This window comes from Terriglobus sp. RCC_193 (assembly GCF_041355105.1).
In the GTDB taxonomy this organism is placed as follows: domain Bacteria; phylum Acidobacteriota; class Terriglobia; order Terriglobales; family Acidobacteriaceae; genus Terriglobus.
On record NZ_JBFUPK010000001.1, the window covers coordinates 1,842,376 to 1,863,863 of the forward strand.

16 protein-coding genes and 1 tRNA gene are annotated in these 21,488 nt (G+C 58.4%); 6 read left to right on the forward strand and 11 right to left on the reverse strand.

The window, feature by feature from the left end:
* The first annotated feature begins 58 nt into the window (after positions 1-58).
* The 4 genes from AB6729_RS07700 to AB6729_RS07715 all read left to right on the forward strand — a co-directional run bounded on the left by AB6729_RS07700 (position 59) and on the right by AB6729_RS07715 (position 6,555).
* Positions 59-1,345: an MFS transporter gene (locus tag AB6729_RS07700; protein ID WP_371080993.1), complete on the forward strand. Its 1,287-nt coding sequence runs from the start codon at positions 59-61 to the stop codon at positions 1,343-1,345.
* A gap of 48 nt (positions 1,346-1,393) precedes the next feature.
* The gene (locus AB6729_RS07705) at positions 1,394-2,218 is read left to right on the forward strand and encodes a fumarylacetoacetate hydrolase family protein (protein WP_371080994.1); all 825 of its coding nucleotides are present in this window, start codon (positions 1,394-1,396) and stop codon (positions 2,216-2,218) included.
* A gap of 225 nt (positions 2,219-2,443) precedes the next feature.
* Positions 2,444-3,529, forward strand: a complete 1,086-nt coding sequence (locus tag AB6729_RS07710) for a LacI family DNA-binding transcriptional regulator (protein WP_371080995.1) — start codon at positions 2,444-2,446, stop codon at positions 3,527-3,529.
* Between the two features lie 113 nt (positions 3,530-3,642).
* Positions 3,643-6,555 (forward strand): glycosyl hydrolase family 28-related protein, encoded by a 2,913-nt coding sequence (locus AB6729_RS07715; protein WP_371080996.1) that lies wholly within the window; start codon positions 3,643-3,645, stop codon positions 6,553-6,555.
* A 21-nt stretch (positions 6,556-6,576) separates the two neighbouring features.
* On the opposite strand, the gene AB6729_RS07720 is transcribed toward AB6729_RS07715, so the two are convergent.
* The 6 genes from AB6729_RS07720 to AB6729_RS07745 all read right to left on the reverse strand — a co-directional run bounded on the left by AB6729_RS07720 (position 6,577) and on the right by AB6729_RS07745 (position 14,675).
* Positions 6,577-7,488 carry a cupin domain-containing protein gene (locus AB6729_RS07720; protein ID WP_371080997.1) on the reverse strand — a complete coding sequence of 304 codons (912 nt, stop codon included), beginning with the start codon at positions 7,486-7,488 and terminating at the stop codon, positions 6,577-6,579.
* Positions 7,489-7,511: 23 nt separating this feature from the next.
* Positions 7,512-8,837 (reverse strand): MFS transporter, encoded by a 1,326-nt coding sequence (locus AB6729_RS07725; protein WP_371080998.1) that lies wholly within the window; start codon positions 8,835-8,837, stop codon positions 7,512-7,514.
* Positions 8,838-8,857: 20 nt separating this feature from the next.
* A complete protein-coding gene (locus tag AB6729_RS07730) occupies positions 8,858-9,865 on the reverse strand; it encodes an SMP-30/gluconolactonase/LRE family protein (protein ID WP_371080999.1) in 1,008 nt (335 codons plus the stop codon).
* Between the two features lie 46 nt (positions 9,866-9,911).
* The gene (locus AB6729_RS07735) at positions 9,912-10,337 is read right to left on the reverse strand and encodes a hypothetical protein (RefSeq protein ID WP_371081000.1); all 426 of its coding nucleotides are present in this window, start codon (positions 10,335-10,337) and stop codon (positions 9,912-9,914) included.
* Positions 10,338-10,400: 63 nt separating this feature from the next.
* On the reverse strand, positions 10,401-12,611 hold the full coding sequence (locus AB6729_RS07740; RefSeq protein ID WP_371081001.1) for a PQQ-binding-like beta-propeller repeat protein: 2,211 nt from the start codon (positions 12,609-12,611) through the stop codon (positions 10,401-10,403).
* Positions 12,612-12,623: 12 nt separating this feature from the next.
* Positions 12,624-14,675, reverse strand: a complete 2,052-nt coding sequence (locus tag AB6729_RS07745) for a right-handed parallel beta-helix repeat-containing protein (RefSeq protein WP_371081002.1) — start codon at positions 14,673-14,675, stop codon at positions 12,624-12,626.
* A gap of 732 nt (positions 14,676-15,407) precedes the next feature.
* Here AB6729_RS07745 and AB6729_RS07750 point away from each other — a divergent pair.
* Positions 15,408-15,833 carry a recombinase family protein gene (locus AB6729_RS07750; protein ID WP_371081003.1) on the forward strand — a complete coding sequence of 142 codons (426 nt, stop codon included), beginning with the start codon at positions 15,408-15,410 and terminating at the stop codon, positions 15,831-15,833.
* 64 nt (positions 15,834-15,897) lie between these two features.
* On the opposite strand, the gene AB6729_RS07755 is transcribed toward AB6729_RS07750, so the two are convergent.
* The 3 genes from AB6729_RS07755 to AB6729_RS07765 form a co-directional block, all read right to left on the reverse strand.
* Positions 15,898-16,830, reverse strand: coding sequence for an alpha/beta fold hydrolase (locus tag AB6729_RS07755; protein WP_371081004.1), 933 nt, complete (start codon positions 16,828-16,830; stop codon positions 15,898-15,900).
* A complete protein-coding gene (locus tag AB6729_RS07760; RefSeq protein WP_371081005.1) occupies positions 16,815-17,186 on the reverse strand; it encodes a DoxX family protein in 372 nt (123 codons plus the stop codon). Before AB6729_RS07760 ends, AB6729_RS07755 begins: the two co-directional genes overlap by 16 nt.
* Positions 17,187-17,299: 113 nt before the next feature.
* Complete coding sequence (locus AB6729_RS07765; protein ID WP_371081006.1) at positions 17,300-18,043, reverse strand: glucose 1-dehydrogenase; 744 nt, start codon at positions 18,041-18,043, stop codon at positions 17,300-17,302.
* 313 nt (positions 18,044-18,356) lie between these two features.
* Between AB6729_RS07765 and AB6729_RS07770 the strand changes: the two genes are divergently transcribed.
* Positions 18,357-18,995: a TetR/AcrR family transcriptional regulator gene (locus tag AB6729_RS07770; protein ID WP_371081007.1), complete on the forward strand. Its 639-nt coding sequence runs from the start codon at positions 18,357-18,359 to the stop codon at positions 18,993-18,995.
* Positions 18,996-19,345: 350 nt separating this feature from the next.
* On the opposite strand, the gene AB6729_RS07775 is transcribed toward AB6729_RS07770, so the two are convergent.
* Positions 19,346-19,421 (reverse strand) — tRNA-Lys (locus AB6729_RS07775).
* A gap of 142 nt (positions 19,422-19,563) precedes the next feature.
* Positions 19,564-21,324: a carboxypeptidase-like regulatory domain-containing protein gene (locus AB6729_RS07780; protein WP_371081008.1), complete on the reverse strand. Its 1,761-nt coding sequence runs from the start codon at positions 21,322-21,324 to the stop codon at positions 19,564-19,566.
* Positions 21,325-21,488: the final 164 nt, after the last annotated feature.

Consider the following 21,488-nt stretch of genomic DNA (forward strand, 5'->3'; position numbering starts at 1 on the left):
GTCAAAGGGTTGGCGCGGGGACAACATAGTAAGCGCAACGAACGCTGGAGCCCATGGAGTGACGAAGACCCAAACAGCCGATCTCTCCTTGATGCAACACAGTGATCTACGCCGGCGCTTTCTGTTCATGCTGCCTGCGGTGTTCGTGACATACAGCCTTGCCTATCTTGACCGCGCGAACTTTGGCCTGGGGGCAGCCGCGGGCCTGTCGGAGACGCTACACATCACGGGCGCGCAGACATCGCTGATCAGTGCGTCGTTCTTCCTGGGATACTTTTTGTTTCAAATTCCGGGTGCGGCCTTTGCGCGCAAACATGGCGCCGCGAAGCTGGTCTTCACGGCGCTGCTCACCTGGGGCGTGCTCGCCTCGTTAACCGGCGTGATACGGAACTTCTGGCTGCTGGTCGTCGACCGCTTCTTCATCGGCGTCGCGGAAAGCATTATCTTTCCGGTTATCCTTCTGCTGTTGACGCGGTGGTTCACCAAGGGCGAACGGTCGCGTGCTAACACCTTCCTGATCCTGGGCAATCCGGTGACCGTCCTCTGGATGTCTGCCCTGACCGGCAAGCTGATTGACTCGCTTGGCTGGCAGAAGACGTTCATTGTGGAAGGGCTACCCTCCATCATCTGGGCCTTCGTATGGATCATCTTCATTAAGGATTTCCCCTCGCAAACAGGATGGCTTAAGCGTGAATCCGTGGCCACACTGGACGCTGTTCTGCTGGCCGAGCAGGCGGAGGTTGCCGAGGTAAAGGCAGTGCGTGAGGCGCTGTTCCGGCCCGATGTACTACTGCTGGCGGTGCAGTATTTCTGCTGGAGCCTGGGCATTTATGGTTTCGTGCTGTGGCTGCCGACGATCGTTCGGCAGGGTTCGGGCGCTGACATGGGCACCACAGGCCTGTTGACGGCGATCCCCTATGCCGTCGCTGCCGTCTTCATGCTGGTTGCCTCCTCCATCTCCGACAAGACGATGAAGCGGGCGCCAGTGGTGTGGCCATTCCTGATGATGGCTGGCTTCGCCATGCTTGGGTCCTACTTTGCATCCGGCAAGAGCTTTCCAGTTGCGTTTGTCTGCCTGGTGCTGGCGGGAGCGGGCATGTATGCGCCGTACGGGCCATATTTCGCCATTATTCCTGAGCGTGTTCCGAAGAACATCACCGGCGAAGTTATGGCCATGATCAACTCTGCCGGCGCGCTGGGCGGCTTTGTGGGCAGCTACTTTGTAGGCTGGCTGCAAGCAGCCACAGGCGGCCCCAAGGCGGGTTTTCTGCTCATGTCGATTGCTGTCATCGTGTCGTCGCTCTTGATCTTGCTGCTACCTCGTCAACGAACTCTCTCAGCGTAAGACAATGACTTCTCTCACCTGCACTCCAACACTTAAGGATAGAAACGGATGAAGCTCTACAACACAAAGCGTGGTCTTTTGATCGAGTCAGAAGGTAAGTTCTACAACGCCGCTACAGCCAGGCTGGATGAAATCCTGGGTGGCGGGGACATCCTCGCCATCGCACGAGAGGCGGTGAAGGGATCACCGGTGGATACGCCTTCCTCCGAGGAACTACTGGCACCGGTACAGAACCAGGAAGTCTGGGCCTCCGGCGTCACCTACTATCGCAGCCGCAACGCGCGCATTGAGGAGTCAAAGGATTCCGGCGGCGGTGATTTCTACGATCGTGTCTACACGGCAGAGCGTCCGGAACTGTTCTTCAAGTCGGTCGGTTCACGCGTGGTTAGACCCGGTGGCTCCGTTCGCATTCGCAAGGATTCCAAGTGGAATGTGCCGGAGCCGGAGCTGGTGCTGGTGATCAACAGCGACGGCGAAATTGTGGGGCTGACCGTGGGCAACGACATGAGTTCGCGAGACATCGAAGGCGAGAACCCGCTCTACCTGCCGCAGGCAAAGGTGTACGACGGTAGCTGCGCCATCGGCCCGTGCATCCTCATCCTGGAAGGGCCGATCGACAAGAACTCAGCCATATGGCTGGAGATTCAGCGCAACGGTGTCGCGGCCTTTGAAGGCAGCACCACGCTGCGGGAACTGAAGCGCGATCCGAAGGAACTGGTCAGCTACCTGTATCGCGAGATGACGTTCGCAGAGGGCGCCATGTTGTTTACGGGCACCGGCATTGTGCCGGGCGACGACTTCACTCTGGACCAGGGCGATAAGGTACTGATTACCATTGACGGCATCGGGACACTGGAAAACGTCATCGCGTAAGCTGCCATTCAGATTGGTAGCAGACCGGCCGGGCGAAGCGGTAGATGGCGCGCGCAGCGAAGGATCTACAGCAAAGACGTCCAGCGCGACATGAAAGACTGTTGGTTGACCAGTTGCCGCGCCTGCGGATCTGCGCGCGCTGCGCCAGCAGCTTCTGTACTCCCTAAGTGCATCCCCTTTGGGTCAACTCAGGCTGCTATCATCCTGAGTTGAGCGAGGCACACTTTGGCCATACGGAAACGCGCAGCCACGGCGAAGAAGTCGAAGGCAAAACTGGACATTCGCACGGTAGCCACGGCGGCCGGCGTTTCCGTGGCTACTGTTTCCCGCGTAATGAACAAGGTCCCGACCGTCGATGCGCAGCTGAGCAAGAAGGTTTGGGAAGCGGTGCAGCGGCTGGGCTACGTACCCAACACGCAGGCGCGCGCACTGGTATCCGGCCGCAGCAGACTGCTGGGCGTCATCATCTCCGACATCACCAACCCCTTCTTCCCGGAGCTGATTCAAGGCTTCGAGGACAAAGCAATTGATGTGGGCTACGAGGCCCTCATTGGGTCTACCAATTACGATCTGCAGCGCATGGAGCAATGCGTCCAGAGAATGCTGGAGCGCCAGGTCGAAGGTGTTGCCGTGATGACCTTTGGCATTGAGCAGCCCATCCTGGAGCGGCTTTCCTCGGAAGGCATCCCGATGGTCTTCATTGATGTGGCGCCACGGAAGAAGAACATCTCCATCATCCATGTGAATTATGACCAGGGCATTCGCGAGGCGGTGCAGCACCTGGCTGCGCTGGGCCACAGGCGCATTGGGTACATCACCGGGCCACATCTGTTGCACTCTGCAAATGCTCGGCTGGATGCCTTTCTATCCGCAGCCGAGCGTGTCGGCATCCGTGTGCCGGAGAGTTGCATCTTCCACGGCGATCACACATCAGAAGGCGGTTCTCGCGGCGTGGAGCACCTGCTAAGTATCAAGCAGCCGCCGACCGCCATTATGTGTTCGAACGACGTGAGCGCTCTGGGTGCCATGCACGCCATCTCGCGAGCGGGACTGTCCATTCCGGACGACATCTCCCTCATTGGCTTCGACGATATCAAGCTGACGGAGTACGTCCTGCCGCCGCTGACCACCATCCGCATGTCAGGCCGGGACATTGCAGCAAGTGCCGTGTATGCGTTGCTGAACCCGGGCACTGCTCCAAAGCAGGTGGAGACGAGCCTGATCGTTCGGCAGACGACCGGTGTTCCCCCCAAGGCTGCCTTGGCTAAGACGTCTTCTTCTCGCTCATCATCACCCAAACGTCATCGCTGATGTTCCATGCCGCACTGGTGTGACAGCGTATTTACTTCGCACCGAAAATAAAACTTTACCCTTCTCTCATCGCACCCGTATGCTGTTGCGAACTTCGGGTTCTGAGAGCGTACATGCGCGTTTTATTTCTGCTTCTTCTGTTGATCGTCACTGCGATGTCCCAGGCACAATCCATTTACCTTACAAAGCCAGACGATGCCCTGGCCGTGACGGCGAGTGGACTGCGCGGCGACGGCGTTGCCGATGACACTGCGGCGCTGCAGGCGGCCATCGACAAGGTTGCGGATACCACAGGCAGCGGCGTCGTCTTCCTGCCACAGGGGCGTTATCGCGTTACGAAGACGGTATACCTGTGGTCGGGCATTCGCATCTTCGGGTATGGTGCGCAGCGGCCGGTGCTGGTGCTGGCGCCGAACACGCCGGGCTTTCAAAGCGGCCATGACTTTCTGGGAACCGGACGGTATATGCTGCAGTTTGCTGCAAACAAACCCGTCGCAGGTGCAGCCATCATGGACGCGAACGAGTTCACGTTCTACAGCGGACTGAGCAACATTGACTTCGAAATTGGCGCAGGCAATCCCGCTGCGATTGTAGTGCGGTTTCATGTGGCACAGCACTCGTTTCTGGACCACATGCACTTCAGCGTAGGTGAGGGCCGCGCGGCGTTGGAAGACGTCGGCAATCAGGCGGAAAATCTGGACATCGATGGTGGCGAATATGGCATTGTGAGTGTTCGCACCGCGCCGGCCTGGCAGTTTCTGCTGATGGACTCGCGCATCCACGGCCAGCGTCGTGCCGCTATCCACACCCAGGAAGTGGGAATGACGCTGGTGCGCGATGAGATCACCGACGTGCCCGTTGCTATCGAGACGCCGCAGAACATGCCAGAGCAATTCTATGCAAAGGACCTGCTGCTGAAGAACATCAGTAAAACTGCGTTCGTTCTGGGTGACACCACAAGCCAGCACAACCAGGTCACGCTCGATAACATTCTTTGCGACCACGTCGCAGCCTTCGTCGACGATCCGGTTGGAGGATTGAAGTCTGCGGCTATGCCGCGCAGCACGGATCGGTACTACACCGTTGCGAACATGACTGCGGGACAGCAGATTCTGCCAGACGGTCGCGAAGGTGCACTAAGGTTGATCCTGTCTGGCAAGAAGCGTCTGCCGTCTGCGCCAACGCTTCCACCGAGTGACATCCGAGACATGCCACCAGTAAGCAAATGGACGAATGTGCGCACACTGGGGGCAACGGGCGATGGCGGCACAGACGATACCGCAGCACTGCAGCGCGCCATCGACTCGCATCGCGTGTTGTATTTCCCAACAGGCATGTACCGTTTGCGCGGCACGCTGCACACCAAGCCTGACACAGTGCTGGTGGGACTGAATCCCGCAACGGCTGTGCTGATGGTGCAGGATAACGATGCCAACTTCACAGGCACTGGCGCAGCGGTGCCATTGCTGGAGACCGCACCGAACGGGCACGAGATCGTCAGCGGTATTGGTGTGTTCACCGGAGATATTGCGCCCCGTGCCGCGGGCGTGGTGTGGCGGAGCGGATCTCACTCATTGATGCATGACGTGAACTTCCCCGCCGGAATGCGAGTGCGTCCGGCCATCGCTCCAAAGCTTGTGCGTTCGACCGTACCCTTCGCGCAGCGGCCAGATATGCGGGCCTCGCAATACCCCAGCTTGTGGGTACGCGATGGTGGAGGTGGACTATTCCGTGATGTGTGGACGGCGGACACGACAGCTCGTTCCGGTCTGCTGGTGGAACACACGCAAACACCTTCCGTTGCTTACCAGATTTCATGCGAGCACCACATGCAGAACGAGGTGCAGTTTCATGACGCGGCGAACTGGACGGTATACGCCCTGCAGACAGAGGAAGAAAAACCCAATGGGGCAGACGCTACCGCTTTAGAGCTGGTGAATGCAAAGAATATTACCTTCGCGAACCTGTTCAACTACCGCGTCTCGCGCAATGTCATCCCGAAGCTTGCAGCCACCACGGCAAAAGGCTCAGACAACATCCACTTTGCCAATGTCCACGTGTTCAGCATGACGCGTCTGGCTTTTGACAATAGCCTGATCGACGAGGACAACGATACAAAGATTCGAACACATGATTTCACCAGCTTCCTGCTTCATCTCGGCACTCACCCTCCTGTGAAAGAGATGCGTTTGCCGGTCTTCGCGTCCGAGTTGAAGAAGCTCATCTCGGGGTATCGCGACGTATCGGGTCTCACCGTCGATGGTCATGGCACGCTCTACTTTGCGGATGCAACGCTGGCGACTGTCGCACAGTGGGATGAACCCACCGGGACCGCAAAGGTGCTGACCAAGACTGTGCCGGAACCTATGGCACTGGCATGGCCCGGCAGTGGTGACACGCTGCTTGCAGTGGATCGCGACAAGGCTGTCTATAGCGTGAACACAAAGACCGGAGCAGCAGAAAAGCTGACGGACGGTGGCCTGAAGCAAGACGTTCAGTTGCTGATTCCGGTCGGCTTCCACAACGACATAAGCAGCATCCAGCGCCTGGTGGCGCACCAGGGCTTTGTGTACGCCGGGCGCAGCAACATGGCGTTGGTCAGCGCAACGGAAAACGAGCCACGCAGCTACTTCTACGCGCCGGGCACAGACACGGCCGTAATTGCTGGCGGAAGCTGGAAGGGCCTGCAACAGTCAGTGCAACTGAAAGCATTCCGTGTGGGCGACAGCGCGCTTGCAGTCAGCGAAGAAGATGACAAGGTATACCGCGTTTCACTGGATGCATTGACGCATCTCACCGCAACGACGTTCATCCCGCGCAGTGGCACATCTGTGGTGCAGGACGCGGATGGAAACGTGTACGTGGCGGGCGCGCAACTCTTCGTCTATGACCGCGCAGGCAAGCCGCTGGGCACGGTGGAAGTGCCGGAGCGTCCTTCCTCGCTGGCCATCAGCGGCAACACGCTTTACATTGGGGCGCGATCTTCGCTCTACAGCATCACGCTGAAGTCTTCAGCCGCGAAGTAATTCAATGAATGCGGTCGCCGGTTACTGGCGTCCGCGTGGAGCATTCAACAACGCATCCTTTGCGGCGAAGTCTTTCGCCACGCCAACCACCAGAAGCTCCAGCGGCTCTGTGCCGTTGTTCGTGAAGCCTTGCGCTTCATTGGTGTGTACCGGGATCGCATCGCCGGTGTGAATCGCCGCAGTCTCCGCACCAATGTGTGCCTCGCCGCTGCCGCTCATGACGTAATAGACTTCGCTGATCGTAGCCTTTGTGGCTGGCCCAACAGAACTACCCGGGGGCAGCAGCAGGTGGTCCACGTACGACCATGTAGTGGTGAAGACGCTTGGTGCCAGCGCACGACGATACTGCACCGTGCCCGTCCCTCCGCCCATCTTCTCCACCGGCCTCAGCAACGCGCGATCAAAGTGAACCGACATAAACTGCGGAATGGGATCCAGTGTTGCTCCCACACGTGAGTCACCGAGATTGAAGGCATCGTATGCCTTGCTCATGCCCACGTTGATGTTCAGCCACTGTACAGGCTTGTCGGTCGCGTTGTAGATGGCGTGGGCGTGGCCCATCACATCAGGCACGGCAACCGGCCCCTTCAGCAGTGATGTGTGCCCGTCGACGGTGAACTGCGCCTCGCCATCCAGAATGACAAACATCTCTTCACACTTGTTATGGAAGTGCTGCCCGATCCCGCTCTTCGGCTCAATGACGCCGCGGTGGAAGAAGATGAGGTTCGTGTCGACAGAGTTAAACCCAAGCAGTGGGCGAAAGTCCACAGCACCGGCACCATCATGCACCGCGGTCTGATGCATGGCCTTCGCAGGATCCGTATGACCGATGCGCTGGGCAAGCGTCTGGGGACCAGTTGATGGCGGCCCCATCTGCGCAAATGCCATAGAACTCATCGGTATTAGCAGTGCGGCCTTCACCAGTGCGTGCATGTTCTTCTCCTTCAAAACCGTTGTTACAACTCTTGCGTTGCCAGGGTTTGCTCTGCGAGATGGTTCCGTGGCTGGGTTGACCTTTCGACACCAAGCGGATGCTCTGGATGAACAGTGAGCCACAACAATGCGGACAGAACAGCAAAGGCGGCTGCAACGCCGAACGACGTTGTCCAGCCAAAACGATGAGCGATCCAGGGCGTCAACGAAGCTGTCACCGCGCCGCCAATCTGGCCACCCATATTCACCGCACTGGAGAACACGCCGGAGCTGATACCCGCAATATCGATAGACGCAGCCCAGTACGAGCTTTGTGAGAAGTAAAGAGAGCCCGCGCCCAACGCCAGGGTCAATCCTGCCAACTGCGGGTTGTGGATTTGCGATCCAAGCAACAAGAACACCGCCGTCAGCAGAGATGCTCCAGCCGCGATAAAGCAACGCCCCACGCGCACACCGAAGCTGCGTGCAAGCACGTCACTGCACTTGCCACCGAGCAGGCAGAAGAGCGTCATGGAGAGGAACGGCAACATGGTGTAGCGGGCGCTGGCCTTCATGTCGAACCCGCGCACCTGCGCCATGTAAATGAAGAACCAACTGAAGTAGATCCACGCCACGTACAGAAAACCGAAGTAAGCGCCCATCATGGCCAGAAGATCGAAGCGCCTCAGCATCAATCGCCACGGAATCTTCTCCTCGTGCGCATCGGTACTACTGCCGACAATCTCATCAACCTCAGCCACCGCCACCCACGGATGCTGATCCGGCCGGTCACGTGCAATCCACCACCAGATAGCCCCGGCCACCATACCAACGATTGCACTCAACCAGAACGCGGAGCGCCAGCCATGGTGAAGGATGAACCACGTCAACAACGGCGGCGTAAGTCCGCTGCCCGCCCCCACGCCAGCGAAGATGAGCCCGTTTACGAAGCCTCGTTCCTGAGCAGGAAACCATCGCATGACAAACTGGTTCGCCGCAGGGTACATGACAGATTCGCCGATGCCCAGGCCGAAGCGAAGTGCAACCAGGATGGCAGCAGCATGCGACACGGATGGCGGAAGCAATGCCGTCAGCGCAGTTGCCACGCCCCACCACACCACGCCGAGAGCCAGCACGCGACGAGGGCCGAACTTCGCAGAGACCCATCCCGCCGGCACCTGGAAGGCCGCATAGGCAATGAGAAATGCGCTCGCCATCCAGCCGAGCCGCTGGTTGCCAAGTGCGTATTCCTTGCTCATCTGCAGCCCGGCGATGGATACGTTGGTGCGGTCAAGGAACGCGACAGCGCTCAGCACGAACAGCCATGACGCAAGCGCCCAACGCATCTTCATACCGCCTCTTGCACTCATGCTGCCTGCTCCTTCATCACTTACTTCACGTACAGTGGCATCTTGCCCGGTGTCGCCACCTTCAGGCGGTAGATGCTGGTGGAAGCGGTGATGTAGAGCGTCCTGCCACCGTCTGCCCATGCAAGATTGGCTGCAGTTTCTGGTAGTTTGATCTGCCCCAACACCTTTCCGGCCGGAGAAATGATGCGTATGCCACCAGGGCCAGTGCTCCAGAGATTGTCCGCGGAGTCCAGCTTGAGGCCGTCCGGAACATCCGGCGCACGGCCGGGATAGTCGATGAAGATAGTGCCCTGCGACACCGTACCGTCCGCGTTGACGGAGTATTTCTCCACGTACATCTCCGGCCCGGAGTTGGAGACGTACAGCGTCTTACCGTCGCGTGTGAAGCCAATGCCGTTGGGGCGACGCAGGTCCTTGATGACGGCTGTAAGCTTACCGTTCGCGAAGCGATAGACGCCGTTGAACGGCGCCTCTTTTGCCGGATCGCGATCCTGCATCGTCAGTCCGTACGGCGGGTCCGTGAACCACAGCGAACCATCGGGCGCAAAGACCAGGTCATTGGGGCTGTTGAACTTTTTGCCTTCGAAGTTGTCCAGAAACGTTGTCTGCTTCAGGGTCGCGTCAAGATGGGCGATTCGCCGGATACCGTGCTGCGTCATCAGCACGCTGCCATCCTTTGCAGTGACCATACCGTTCGACCCCTTGGACATGCCAGCCGGATAACTTTCCAGTCCACCCGCATGGTCAATCAACACGGTGTACTTACCGTCCGGCGTCACGCTGTACATCTTGTTGCCCACCACATCTGAAAACCAAAGGTGGCCTTCGCGCCACATGGGACCTTCAGTGAAGGCGAAACCGTCCGCCACCCGTTCAAGCTGTGTGCCGGGCGCGATGATGGCGTCCAGGGAAGGATCCATGCGGACGATCTCCGGTGTAGTGACCTTCGCGGGAGGCGGTGCCGAGGGCGGAGGGCCTTGCGCCACGGCGCTCGTCACAAGAGCCACGGTCATCACAACAGTTGCCATTAGCGTCGATCCGAGATTCATCCGCGCGTTCCTTCCTGAGAGAGAGTTAGGCATTGTCCGTAAGCAGCACAAGATAGTCCTTGTTGGTCACGGTGTTTTCAATGAGTGGCCACACGCGTTTGTGCACGTCAGACGCAATCCACTTCTGCCGCAGTTCCTCGCTCTTGTACGTCAACTGAAAGCGGTAGTTGATGTTGGGCGTGGGTTCCGGCTTGCCCTGAATGACCTTGCGGAGCTTCAGAATCTTGACGTCAATGTAACCTTCAAATTTTTCTGCCGCCGGACGAAACTCATTGTGGAAGTGCCGCAGCATCTCCTGCTCACGGGCCGGGTCGATGGCCAGATCGCAATACAGCACGATGCCTTTGCCGCCTGACGCAGCCGACTTCTGTTCTGCTGCTGCGGCAAGTGCAGGCAGTGTACCTGTGACACCCAGTAGTGCGGAGAACTTCAGTAACGAACGCCGATTCATGATTCCCTCTTCCCTTGCGTAAGTTTGCGGTTACGATCAAAACTGCCGTACTGGTGATACCCCTTACTTGCTCGGATCAGCCGGCATCGGCAGCACTCCAAAGAAACGCGACAGGTAGTCCTGCACGCGTGCCGCCTTAGCGTTGTCACCCTGCGCTCCACGTGCGCGCATGTCCTGGATCAGGTCGTGCCATGCGTCTGGAGATCGCCGCACGGAGATGGCGGTGCTCACGCCGTGGCACTGCCCGCACATGGAGGTAAAGTCGTCCTTGCCCGGGCCATCCGGCAACACGGTGGGCGCACCCGGCGCTGGAGGCCCCTGTGCCGCAGCCACACCTGGTCCGCCAGCCCCCGTTGGACGCACTGGTATCTGCATGGGTATGGGAGCGAACTGCGCTAGGTCTACCGCGGCTTCACCCGACCGGGGCAGCGCGTATGCGATCAGGATGCCGCGATAGCTGGCGAACTTGCCAGGAACACCCAGCGTGCCCGGGCCGCCGTCCGGCACCACAACATATTGCCGCCCGCTTTTGCCTCGATAAGTGATTGGCGTGGACGACGCAGGAGCTGGCAGCGTGACCGTCCACACTTCCCTGCCGGTATGCGTGTCAAACGCACGAAAGCGTGAATCCACGGTGGCGCCAATGAAGACCAGTCCACCAGCCGTGGCAACCGAGCCGCCAATGTTGACCACACCCGTCTTCTTGCCCGCTTCCCCAAACGCGTCCGCGGAGCCAAGCGGCGAGCGCCATGCAATGTCGCCCGTGTTCGCATTCACGGCGATCAGTTCACCCCACGGAGGGTTAATGCAGGACCAGCCCTTTGCATCGACGAAGCGTCCGTATGCACCCTCCAGCTTGTAACCGCCATTGCCATCCGGCACCACGCGGCTGGTGGTCAGGTTATTCGACACATTCGCAAAAAAGTAGCCTTGCTTCGGGTCCGTGGAAACCCCACCCCAGTTGCCGCCGCCAGATGTGCCCGGCGCAAAGAGCGTCGTGCCTTTGATACTGACAGGCGTGTATGGTCCGTGGTTCTGAATCTGCAGCTTGTCCCACTGGGCAAGACAGTACGCATGCGCTTCCGGCGACAAGGTGGTGATGTCGTCTTTCGTGACGCTCATTTTCACCAGCGGCTGCGGCTTTAGCGGGAAAGGCTGTGTGGGTGAGCTATGCTCTCCCGGAACGTCACTCTGCGGGATGGGACGCTCCTCATCACCGAACACAGGCTTACCCGTGCGGCGATCAAGAATGAAGACCAGCCCTGACTTCGGAATCTCAACCAGGGCGGGAATCACCTTATCGTTGCGATGGATGTCGATCAGACTGGGCGCTGCGGGCGCGTCCAGGTCATTGATGTCATGGTGGGTGAATTGATAGAACCACTTCAACTTGCCTGTTGCCGCATCAAGCGCAATGATGCAGTTCGCGTAAAGGTTGTTACCGGGCCGGTCCACGCCGTTGTAGCTGTCATCTGGATTGCCGATCGGGATGTAAACAAGACCCGTCGTGGGATCAAGCGTCGCTCCCGCCCACGCGCTGGGCCCCGCGCGCTCCTTCCAGCCGTCTGGCCCCCATGATCCATCTCCGGGTTCACCGGGCTGAGGCACCGTGTGGAAGCGCCACACCTGCTTGCCCGTTACGATGTCGAACGCACGCGGATCACCGCTGGGACCGTGGCTGCCAAACTCCTGCGTGGCTGGTGAGATGATGGCAAGGTTCTTGTAGATGACCGCAGGCGAAACGATGCTGTACAGCGCGTTCGGATACTTGTCCGCGACACTGTCTCGCAGGTTCACCATGCCACCATTGCCGAAGCTGGGCACCGGCACTCCCGTCGCCGCATCCAGCGCGTACAGCCTGTCAGAGATGGCGTAGATGATGCGTGGCTTCAGCATTCCGTCACCCGGCCAGTACGCCACACCGCGGTCTCGCCCTGGACGCGCCAGGTCCTTGGGAGCGAACCTCCACAACTCTTTGCCTGTCTCTGGATCAATGGCGGACGCACCGCCGGGAATGGACAGGTACATGACGCCGTCCACAACGATGGGTGTCTCTTCCCATCCGCGCCCCTTGGTGCCCGTGTCGTAGACCCAGACCGGCTTGAGGTTGTTCACGTTCGCGGGGTTGATCTCCGTCAGCGGCGAATAGCGTGTGTGTCCCGCATCAATCGGCGACGTCTTGAGAGCGACCGTCTTCTGGACTGCTGCTAACACGACACAGGCCGTTGTCAGACCCAGTGCGGCAACACTTGCGATATGTCTCTTCTGCATCATCAGTTCAGCCTGCTACGCCACGGCCACGCGCGGGTCGATTTTCCAAAGCGGCCTGGATTCCGGATCGGCAAGCGGCCCGGCGCAGCGCGTGGAGCCAGCAGGTTTTGCAAAAAGGTCAGTGTCAATCTGCCGGAAGGCGGCGACCTTCGGCAACGGCTTCGTGCTCTTAAGCGATAGCTCGAGCGTGTCGGGGTTGAAGTCCATCTGCAGATCGGCGATGCTTCCGTTCTTGTCCCAGCCGTGCTTCTCACGCCATTCCGGCAGATCAAGCCACTCCTTCTGGTCCGGCGTGGTGAAGCCCAGGAAGCCCTTCGGCATGGCCGCGTAGACATTTCCGTCCGCTTCGTTCTTCGCGTTCAGGAAGACGATGGCTGACTTGTCGCAGCGCGCAAAGATGTTGTTGTAAATCTTGTTGTCGATGGCCCTGCCGGTACCTGCGCGGTCGTCGCGAACAATCATGAAGACGCCGGAGTTGTCGCAACGCCCTATGAGGTTCTGCGCGATGATCGTCTTCTCGCTGGCGTTGATGAAGATGCCGGAACCCGCGCATCCGCGCTGCCCCGGCGTGCCAGGCTCTGCGTTGTGGACGTCCCAGATGATGTTGTTGTCAATCTGGTTCTCGCCCATGTTCACTTCAATATGCAGTGCGGCCGCCACGGTCACAACATCCGCCATGATGTTGCCGGTGATGCGATTGTTCACGTTGCCACTGTCAAACCAAACCGCGTTGGCATGACGGATGTGCCGCACCACGTTGCGGCGGAAAAGCATGTTCTGGGCGCGATGGAATTTCACCGCCCCTGCCTCCCACGCACGCTCCGCGTCGGCCCAGCCACACCACTCGATTAAATTGTCTTCAATGACGGTGCCCTTCGTTCCCATGCCACCGATGGCTTCCACGCCGCAGTAGCGAATCGTGTTGCGACGGATGATCTGGTTCAGCCCTGCCTGCGGTGCGCCGGGGCCACCCCAGTCTCCGTTGCCAATGTCGAGTCCCGTCCCGTTCGCCCACTCGATAGTGTTGTCCTCGATGATCCAGTGATTGCCGCCGCCTGTGGACACCAGGCCGCGCTGTGGCACCGGGATCACGTTGCCCGCGTGCTGGAACGTGATGCCCCTCACACGGATGAATGCCAGGCCTTTCACGGCGGGCGCGAAGACCTGTTCGCGCGTGGTGACTTCAATGACGTGGTCAGCGGGTGTGCCGGATTCCAGCCGGATGTGGATGCCCTGTCCCGAATTGTCCACGGAGAAGCGGCCGTTCTTTGTACCGCCCACCTCCTGCATCATGGGCGCGGTACGGATACGCGCTGGCAGGCCGTTCAGCATCTTCGGAGCGCTGGGCGGCGGCGGTCCGGGCAGGTTTGGTTGCACCAGTTCACGCGTCTGTTCCACCGGCTCCAGCGGCTTGCCGTCCACAAACACCAGACCGCGACGACGGAAATACGGTCCCATATCCACACTCTTCGTATCGAGCCACGAGCGATCCCCCGGCGCGCTGGCCAGGGCGAACGGGTTGTAGGCATCCGGGAAGAGGCTGCCCGATAGGTCATGCTGCCATAACTGAATCAGCGCAGGCGGCGGTGTGCTGTCGCCAGGACGGCGAAAAACCGGCAGCGTCTCCGCCTGCCAACCTTCCTTCAGGATTTCCGACCCCTTGACGATGACTTTTGCCCCCGGCGCGGCCTCGTAGCTGATCATCTGCGTTGGTCCGGACCCGCCGCGCGCCGGACGAACACACTCGCGGTAGGTCCCGGACGCAATAACAACACGCTCGCCAGGCTGCAGTATCTGTGCTGCCCGGCCGATAGTGCGGAACGGTCTCGCGGCCGTCCCTGGTCCTGTGTCGCTCGCCTTCGCAGACTTGTTGTCGACAAAGTAAGTCTTCGTAAACTTCAGCGGCTGCTCCCACGACACATGCTCCGTGCCATCTGGAAGCCTGTTGTCCGCAGCAGCGGACGCGGTCTGCGCGAACATGCCTTTGCCGAGACTCAGCGCCGTCCCCGTGCATGCCGCAAACTGCAGGAACCGCCGCCGATTGATTGGCGGAGAAAACGGACTCATCTTCCCATGCTTCATGTCCGAGACAACTCCTTTTAGCGCGCAGACCTCCGTTTACAACGAGCATGCCCCCGATGAAATCGGTCGCGCGCGCTATTTGGGTAAACGTTTACTGTAAGAGAGCATTTGAACGCGAGCGAATCATACGTCCAGAGCCTCAAGTTGGGCAAGCGCCGGATGCATCTTCTGGGAAAACGTTCGTCTGAGCAAACGCACCACAACCCGTTACTGCATGTACTCAACATGCCCCAACAAGCTCATCCCCGCTGCCAGCTTCAGGCGAGAAGACGCCGCGAAGAATGTGCTGGACACCAGATAGGAGAGCTAAACCCGGCTTCTATGTCGATTCCCTCGCAATCAACGGAATCCACCTCAGGACATCCCTACTGTCGCTCGAGTGCACTTTGTCATGAGGAATTTTGATATCTATCGCCATTGACGATCGTTACGGCGAAGTGAAGAGGAAGCTTATGTCCCACTCAGTTGTGTTGCGTGTGAAGAATGCAGGCACGCCTGCCTCTAACTCCAGCCGTTCCTCAGTAGTGGGTGATCGATGTGGAGATGGAAGTTGGGACGCCAACCTTCGGGCTTGCGGAATTTTCGGAAATTTGTCCGGATGCGAACAGCTCCGTCCGAAGATGTACACCTTGCGAAAGACATTGCGGGTCAACCGCTTGATTATGAAGAAAAATACTTTGGCATGGCGAGTGCACGTCCAAAGGCAGGAGGGAACACATGCCTTACTTTGAACGAGTGAAGGACAGGTTCTCCGGCCCCTTCAGCCCGACTCTAATCACCGAACGCCAGAAGGCTGGATGGCAGTTGGTTTCGATCGAGTGGCGTCGAGAACTTCCGGAATCGGAAACACCTCATGAACCAGAACACGCTGAAGAGATTCCTTACGGTCTTCGGCTTTCCGACGACTGCCTGCGTCTGGAGATCGACCCCTATGAGAATTCGGTCTTGATACAGATGATGGATCTGCTGAGCCAGGATTTTTCCTATTCCCAGATTGTCAGTGACCTCAACGAGAAAGGACTGCGAACCCGGACCAATTCTCCGTGGGATCGTGTGAGCTTACATAAAATGATGCCAAGGCTCATAGAGGTCGGTCCCAGGCTTTTTGCGGGAGACAAGAGGAAGCGCTCGCTCTCTCGATGAGTAGACGATTTGGCACTAGTTCACGTGCGTCACTGACGATAAGCGGACTTCGCGGGACCGACGATTACGGGCTTGCAATCCGCGAAAGTATGTCCGCCAGCTGCGTTGGCGCGGAAAAGAATGGCGAATGGTCGGTGTCGATGGAAAACGTTTGCCGGCATGGCAAATGCTTTTGCATCTCCCGCTGCAGCCTGAGCGTTACAGCGCGGTCGCGGTCGCACTCAATGTAATACCGCGGAGTGCTACCCCAGCGCTCTGCCGATGTTTGGACCGGCGTTCCAAAAGGCGCGCCAGACTGGGCGACGAGGCGCGACTGGGCAAACGCTACGTCTTCATCCGCACAATTTCCGTAGAACGCCTCGCGGCTATATTCCGGCTTGAACCCGATGGCCCCGTCAGCCCGCGGATCAATGGTTGAGGGATTGACCATGCTGTCCTGGTCCTGCGAGGCCCAGGTCAGCAGCGATTCGCCGTTACACGGCAGGAACGCGGACAAATATACAAGCGCTGCAATTCGTCCGTAGCAGTTTTCAGCGGCCTGCGTAATGGCGATGCCGCCCATACTGTGGCCCACCAAAATCACCGGCCCGGTCTGCGCGCACACGATTTCGCAAATGCGGCCGGTATAACTCTCAAGCGTGACCGTCGCCGTAGCCGTCTTGTCGTCTCCATGCCCCGGCAGGTCCGGCGCGAAGACCCTGTGTCCTGCTGCTTCGAGCAGGGGTACGACCTTTCGCCAGCACCAACCTCCGTGCCAGGCGCCATGAATCAGCAGATAGGTTGTGGACATGATCAGGAGCATACTATCAAGAACCCGACGCGCCCTAGTTTCGATACGAGTGGCCTCCAGACGAGACATCTGGATGAATCTGGCATTGATCCTGGGTAAACGGAGCCCGAAGTCATCGGAAGATAACTCTTCATAAACGCTGTTAGCGGAAGTAAGCCGCACCCGACCCGTATATTCAGCAACGGGCCTCTTTACTTGTTGCTCCATAGACGGTCCGTCAATTCCGGCAGCCGAACGATAGCAGTGATCCAGATCAGGATCTCGATTCCGACTGGAAAGCCAATCGGTTCTTGATGCTGAAGATGAGTAGCGATTGCGCCACCCATGTAGGAAGCTAATAACAATGTTCCCAACACGCCTGTTCTCGGAAGCAGGAACAAGAACACCGACACCACTTCAATGATGCCGAGCAGGCGGTAGGTGGAAGCCGTCAAGCCGAACGAAGCACCCATTGTTAGAGCGTGCTGGCTACCAATGATCTTGTCTGCAGCTGAAGCAGCGAGCATAAGAAAGGTGAAACCAGCGAGGACCCACCCTGTGATATTCCGCGATTTTGTTGTCATCTTTATAGCCTCGATTCCTTGAATGGATTTGTTAGGTGCGAATCTCAAATAGGGCACCCCGACCAATCGGGAGTGCCCCGCAAACTCGATTTGCCTAATTGAAGGTTTTGGAATTACAACCCGCCACTGTTGAGAATCAATGCTCCTGTGACCCAGGCTGCATCGTCCGACGCAAGGAATGTCACGACGGATGCGACGTCGCTGGGCTGGCCAATTCGTCCAAGCGGGGTCATGCCGATGATCATCTTCATCTGTTCCTCGAATCCGACCAGCTTCGATCGAGAGTTCTCGGTATCTACCGGTCCCGGGATCACACAATTGACACGAATCTTCTTCGGCCCGAGTTCTTTACTAAGCACACGGGTGATGGTCTCCACAGCAGCCTTGCTTCCTGCATACACGGCTGATGTTGGCATCGTCATGGTGGTGATGTTCGAGCCGATATTGATCACGCTGCCACCATCGCTGAAGTGCTTGACTGCGGCCTGCGTCGTGAGGAGAACTCCGAGCACATTGAGGTGGAATGTCTTCTCGAACGATTCCGCAGTAATCGCTTCGAGCGGCGAGAATTCATAAATTCCCGAATTGTTCACCAGAATGTCGAGTCTTCCGTAAGTCTGTATAGCCGCGTCAATAATGGCCTCCGCGCCGGCCGCGCCCGAAACATCTGCTGCAACAGCAACGGCTCTCCCGCCTGCGTTCGTGATCGAAGCGACGACTGAATCTGCGGCTTCCTTGTTTTTGAAATAGTTGACGACGACAGCCGCACCCTCTGCGGCCAACGAAATTGCAATTCCAGCTCCGATGCCCTGCGATGCGCCTGTGACGACTGCTACTTTTCCGGCGAGTTTGCTCACTGCGTTTCTCCTGATTGGTACTTGGTTATCCGCGCCTCCCTAACCAGGTCTTCGCGGGTGTTGGATTGATTTCGACTTCGTGAAGCATGTCGAGATGTACTGGTAACCAGCCGAGAATTCGTCTGGCTTTGCCTGAAGAAGATTGGTTGTTGGAAGCCCAATAGTCGGCAATAGGCGGAGCGGAGAAGAATGAGCGTAGTCGTTTCCTATCGCATGGCCATCTCTTTCTATTCTGTTCGGCATGGAATACAATTACGCATAGGATACGCGGGCGGCTGGAAAAGTTTCACAATATATTCCGGGCGGGATAAAAATGAGCAGAACAAAGACAACAGAAGCAAGAACGCTTGGGCGGCCTCGGGAGTTTGACATCGACGAGGCGCTCGACAAAGCCATGGTTCTTTTTTGGGAGAAGGGCTACGACGGGACGTCGCTCGCAGAGCTTGCGGCAACGATGGGTATCACGAAGCCCAGTCTTTACGCTGCATTTACTGACAAACAAACGCTTTTCGAAGCAGCGCTAACGCGGTATGCAGATGGTCCATACTCCTTCGCGGTCCGTGCACACTCATTACCAACCGCTCGTGAAGTAGTGAAAGCGCTCCTCGATGGAACGGTCAACGTTTCGACCTGTGCAACCGGCCCGCGAGGGTGCCTGTACACGCAGGCGACCATGGCGCACGATGGCGAGATCCGGGATGCAGCAGCAGCAAACACCCGCAAAGGAGAACGAATGCTTGAAGCGCGCTTTCGCAAAGCACAGCAAAATGGAGAGCTTCCACAACACGTCGATTGCGCCGCTCTCGCACGCTTCGTAACGACCGTTGCACTCGGCATCACGATCCGAGGCGTCATGGGAAGTTCCCGTGGTGAACTGAAATTAGTTGTAGACGAAGCAATGCAAGCCTGGCCGACGGCAGAACAGGCTGTTCATAAGAGAAAGAAGCGTTGATTTCAAAACTCACGAGGCCCCGAAGGTCAGAGGAGGTCGTAGCAGAGTGATCCATCTCTGCAGCGCGGTACCGAGCTATTCAGCCGCCATGACATTTCATCGGTTCCCTCAACGAGCCTTCGGGAACTCGCTGGATAATTTCGTGCAGCAGGAATTGGTTCTAAGCTTGAGCTGAACCTCGCAGTGGCACTTAGTGCGCTCTAAATGGCGGCGAGGCGAGGACCATCTCAAGTCGAATCGAAGCACGCAACGTAGCGCGCCCGATGCAGACGGAGAGGAGCGACGAAAAAGCTGCGTCACAGTCACCTTTTTGAGGGCTTCGTGATTACTTTCTAAGCTGTTATTTTGAATGGTGGACGCGGTAGGAATCGAACCTACAACCTGTCGATTAAGAGTCGAATGCTCTGCCAGTTGAGCTACGCGTCCAGGTTGGGAACACGCTGAGATCGTACCGAAGACCAGAGGCCAACACGGCAGGGAGCGGGAGCTCCGTCACAGCTGCGTTACTTCGTAACTATAGCACACATAGGGGCATGCCTCAAAGGATGTGCATATGAGGAAAACCCTCTTAGAAGGTGAACGTCAGCCCTGCCTGCAATGCACGCGGCGTCTGCGCCAGATACAGCGTCTGCCCATCGGTCGAAAGATACGGCTGATACCCTTCCGCCAATAGATTCTGCAGATCGACTACTGCTTCCAATCCCTGTGGCACACCCGGCAGGCGTCCCAGTGACTGGCGCACAGAGCACGAAAGATACGCTCCATCATCACTGACGCGGAAGGCATCCACCGCCGTCAGCGTGCGTCCTGGCTGCCAGCGGTACGACGCGCGCAAGGTGGTTCCTGTGCGCAGAATTTTGCCATCAACAAATGCCGTTCCAGCGTACACACGATCCGGCGATAGCCCTGCGAGCACTTCACTCAGACTTCCCTGCTGCACGAAGGCCGCACGCAAAGCGCGCCCCGTAGCCATCTCCGCACCGAAACTCATGCTGTGCGTCACCGGCTGACGGAACGAAACACGTATGCCACCGCTGGAGTAGTCCCTGCCCGCCACACGATAGGTTCCCGTCGTCGGGTCTGCGATAAAACCCTCTGCAGGGATTTCCGCCACTGCCAGCGTGCCTGTGCCGCTGATCAAGGGCGTCTGCAGTGAATCCTGATACAGCGCAACTTCAATAACACCCTCGCCTCGAATCTTCTTCGCGGCAGACAGCGCATGGTGGCTTCCTGTCTCCATGCGGAGATGCCCTTTGCGCATTACTGCGGCCGGAAGTGGTGCCTGTACGCGATCCAGGTCTTCAATGGATTCGGTGCCGCGCGATCGGGTCACTCCATAGGCCAGTATGAGACCGCCGGGACCATGCGCCTGCACGCGCAGGAACGGTTCCATAGCCACCGCATTCCCACTAAAATTCACTTCACGCAGAACAGAGCCCACGTCCACGCGAATCATGTCTCCCAGCTCCATCCGTTCTGCGGAACGAAGGACGGCTCCCTGCAGCCCTGTCTGTCCCAGGCCGGAAGTCAGTTCCGGATGACCGCTGTAACTCAGGACCGTGCGTGCATATCCGTTCAGCATGGTGCGTCGCTGGAACCCGACACTCACATCGGCAGAGGGTGCAACAGGATAGGGCGTCCTGGGCCCAGCCAGGTCCGCACGCAGCACGGAACCACTGCCATGTTCGTCCACCCGCGTCAGCACCAGCACCTGGTGCGTGCCACCACGCCCAAATCCGCCGTCGCTGCTCTTCAAAGAGAGACTGCCACCCGTTGCGCCACGGCGGCTTTCCTGGCGACTCGAAGAGATGCTTAACTGACCATCATTATCGGTGTCGACGGTGTAGGTTTTCTGGTCTGCATACCGCAGCATGGGACGGCTGGCAGACGAACGCAGCGTCCACATCCAGTCATCGCTCGGCTCATTCACCGTGCGGCGAGACGCGGGAATCCATCCGCTGGGGGCCAGCAAAGTGGACAATGTCATGTCCACAACGGTACGTCCGCCACGTGCCAGCACCAGGTGCTGACGAACACTGGGCATCAGCAAGGCAGCGGTCGCTTTGATGTTGTATTGTCCGGGACGCAGGTTCAACCGGTAACGCCCACGCGCATCGGTCACGGCAGAGGCCACCAAGCCCGTGTCAGGGAGGATTGCTTCCACGAGCGCGCCCATCTGTGGAACACCCTCCGCGTCGCGGATCACGCCAGTGAGCAGGCCGCTTCCCGCTGCGTCCACCACGCGCCTCGACTGCGCATCCGCCCAGGGCGAACAGGCTAGCGCTGCCAGCGTAAGGAGCATTCCGGATTGCAACGTCGACTGCTTCACTGCGTAGGTGTGCCTTCTCTGCGTATCAGCCTCACCCGGAAGTTCTCATCTTGCGAACCCGGGAAAACGAAATACTTGCGGGCGAGCGGCGATGTCGTATCTTGCCTTTTCTCGTCCCTAAGAACGGGATTCCGATCTACGGAATCCGCCTGATGCACGTACCA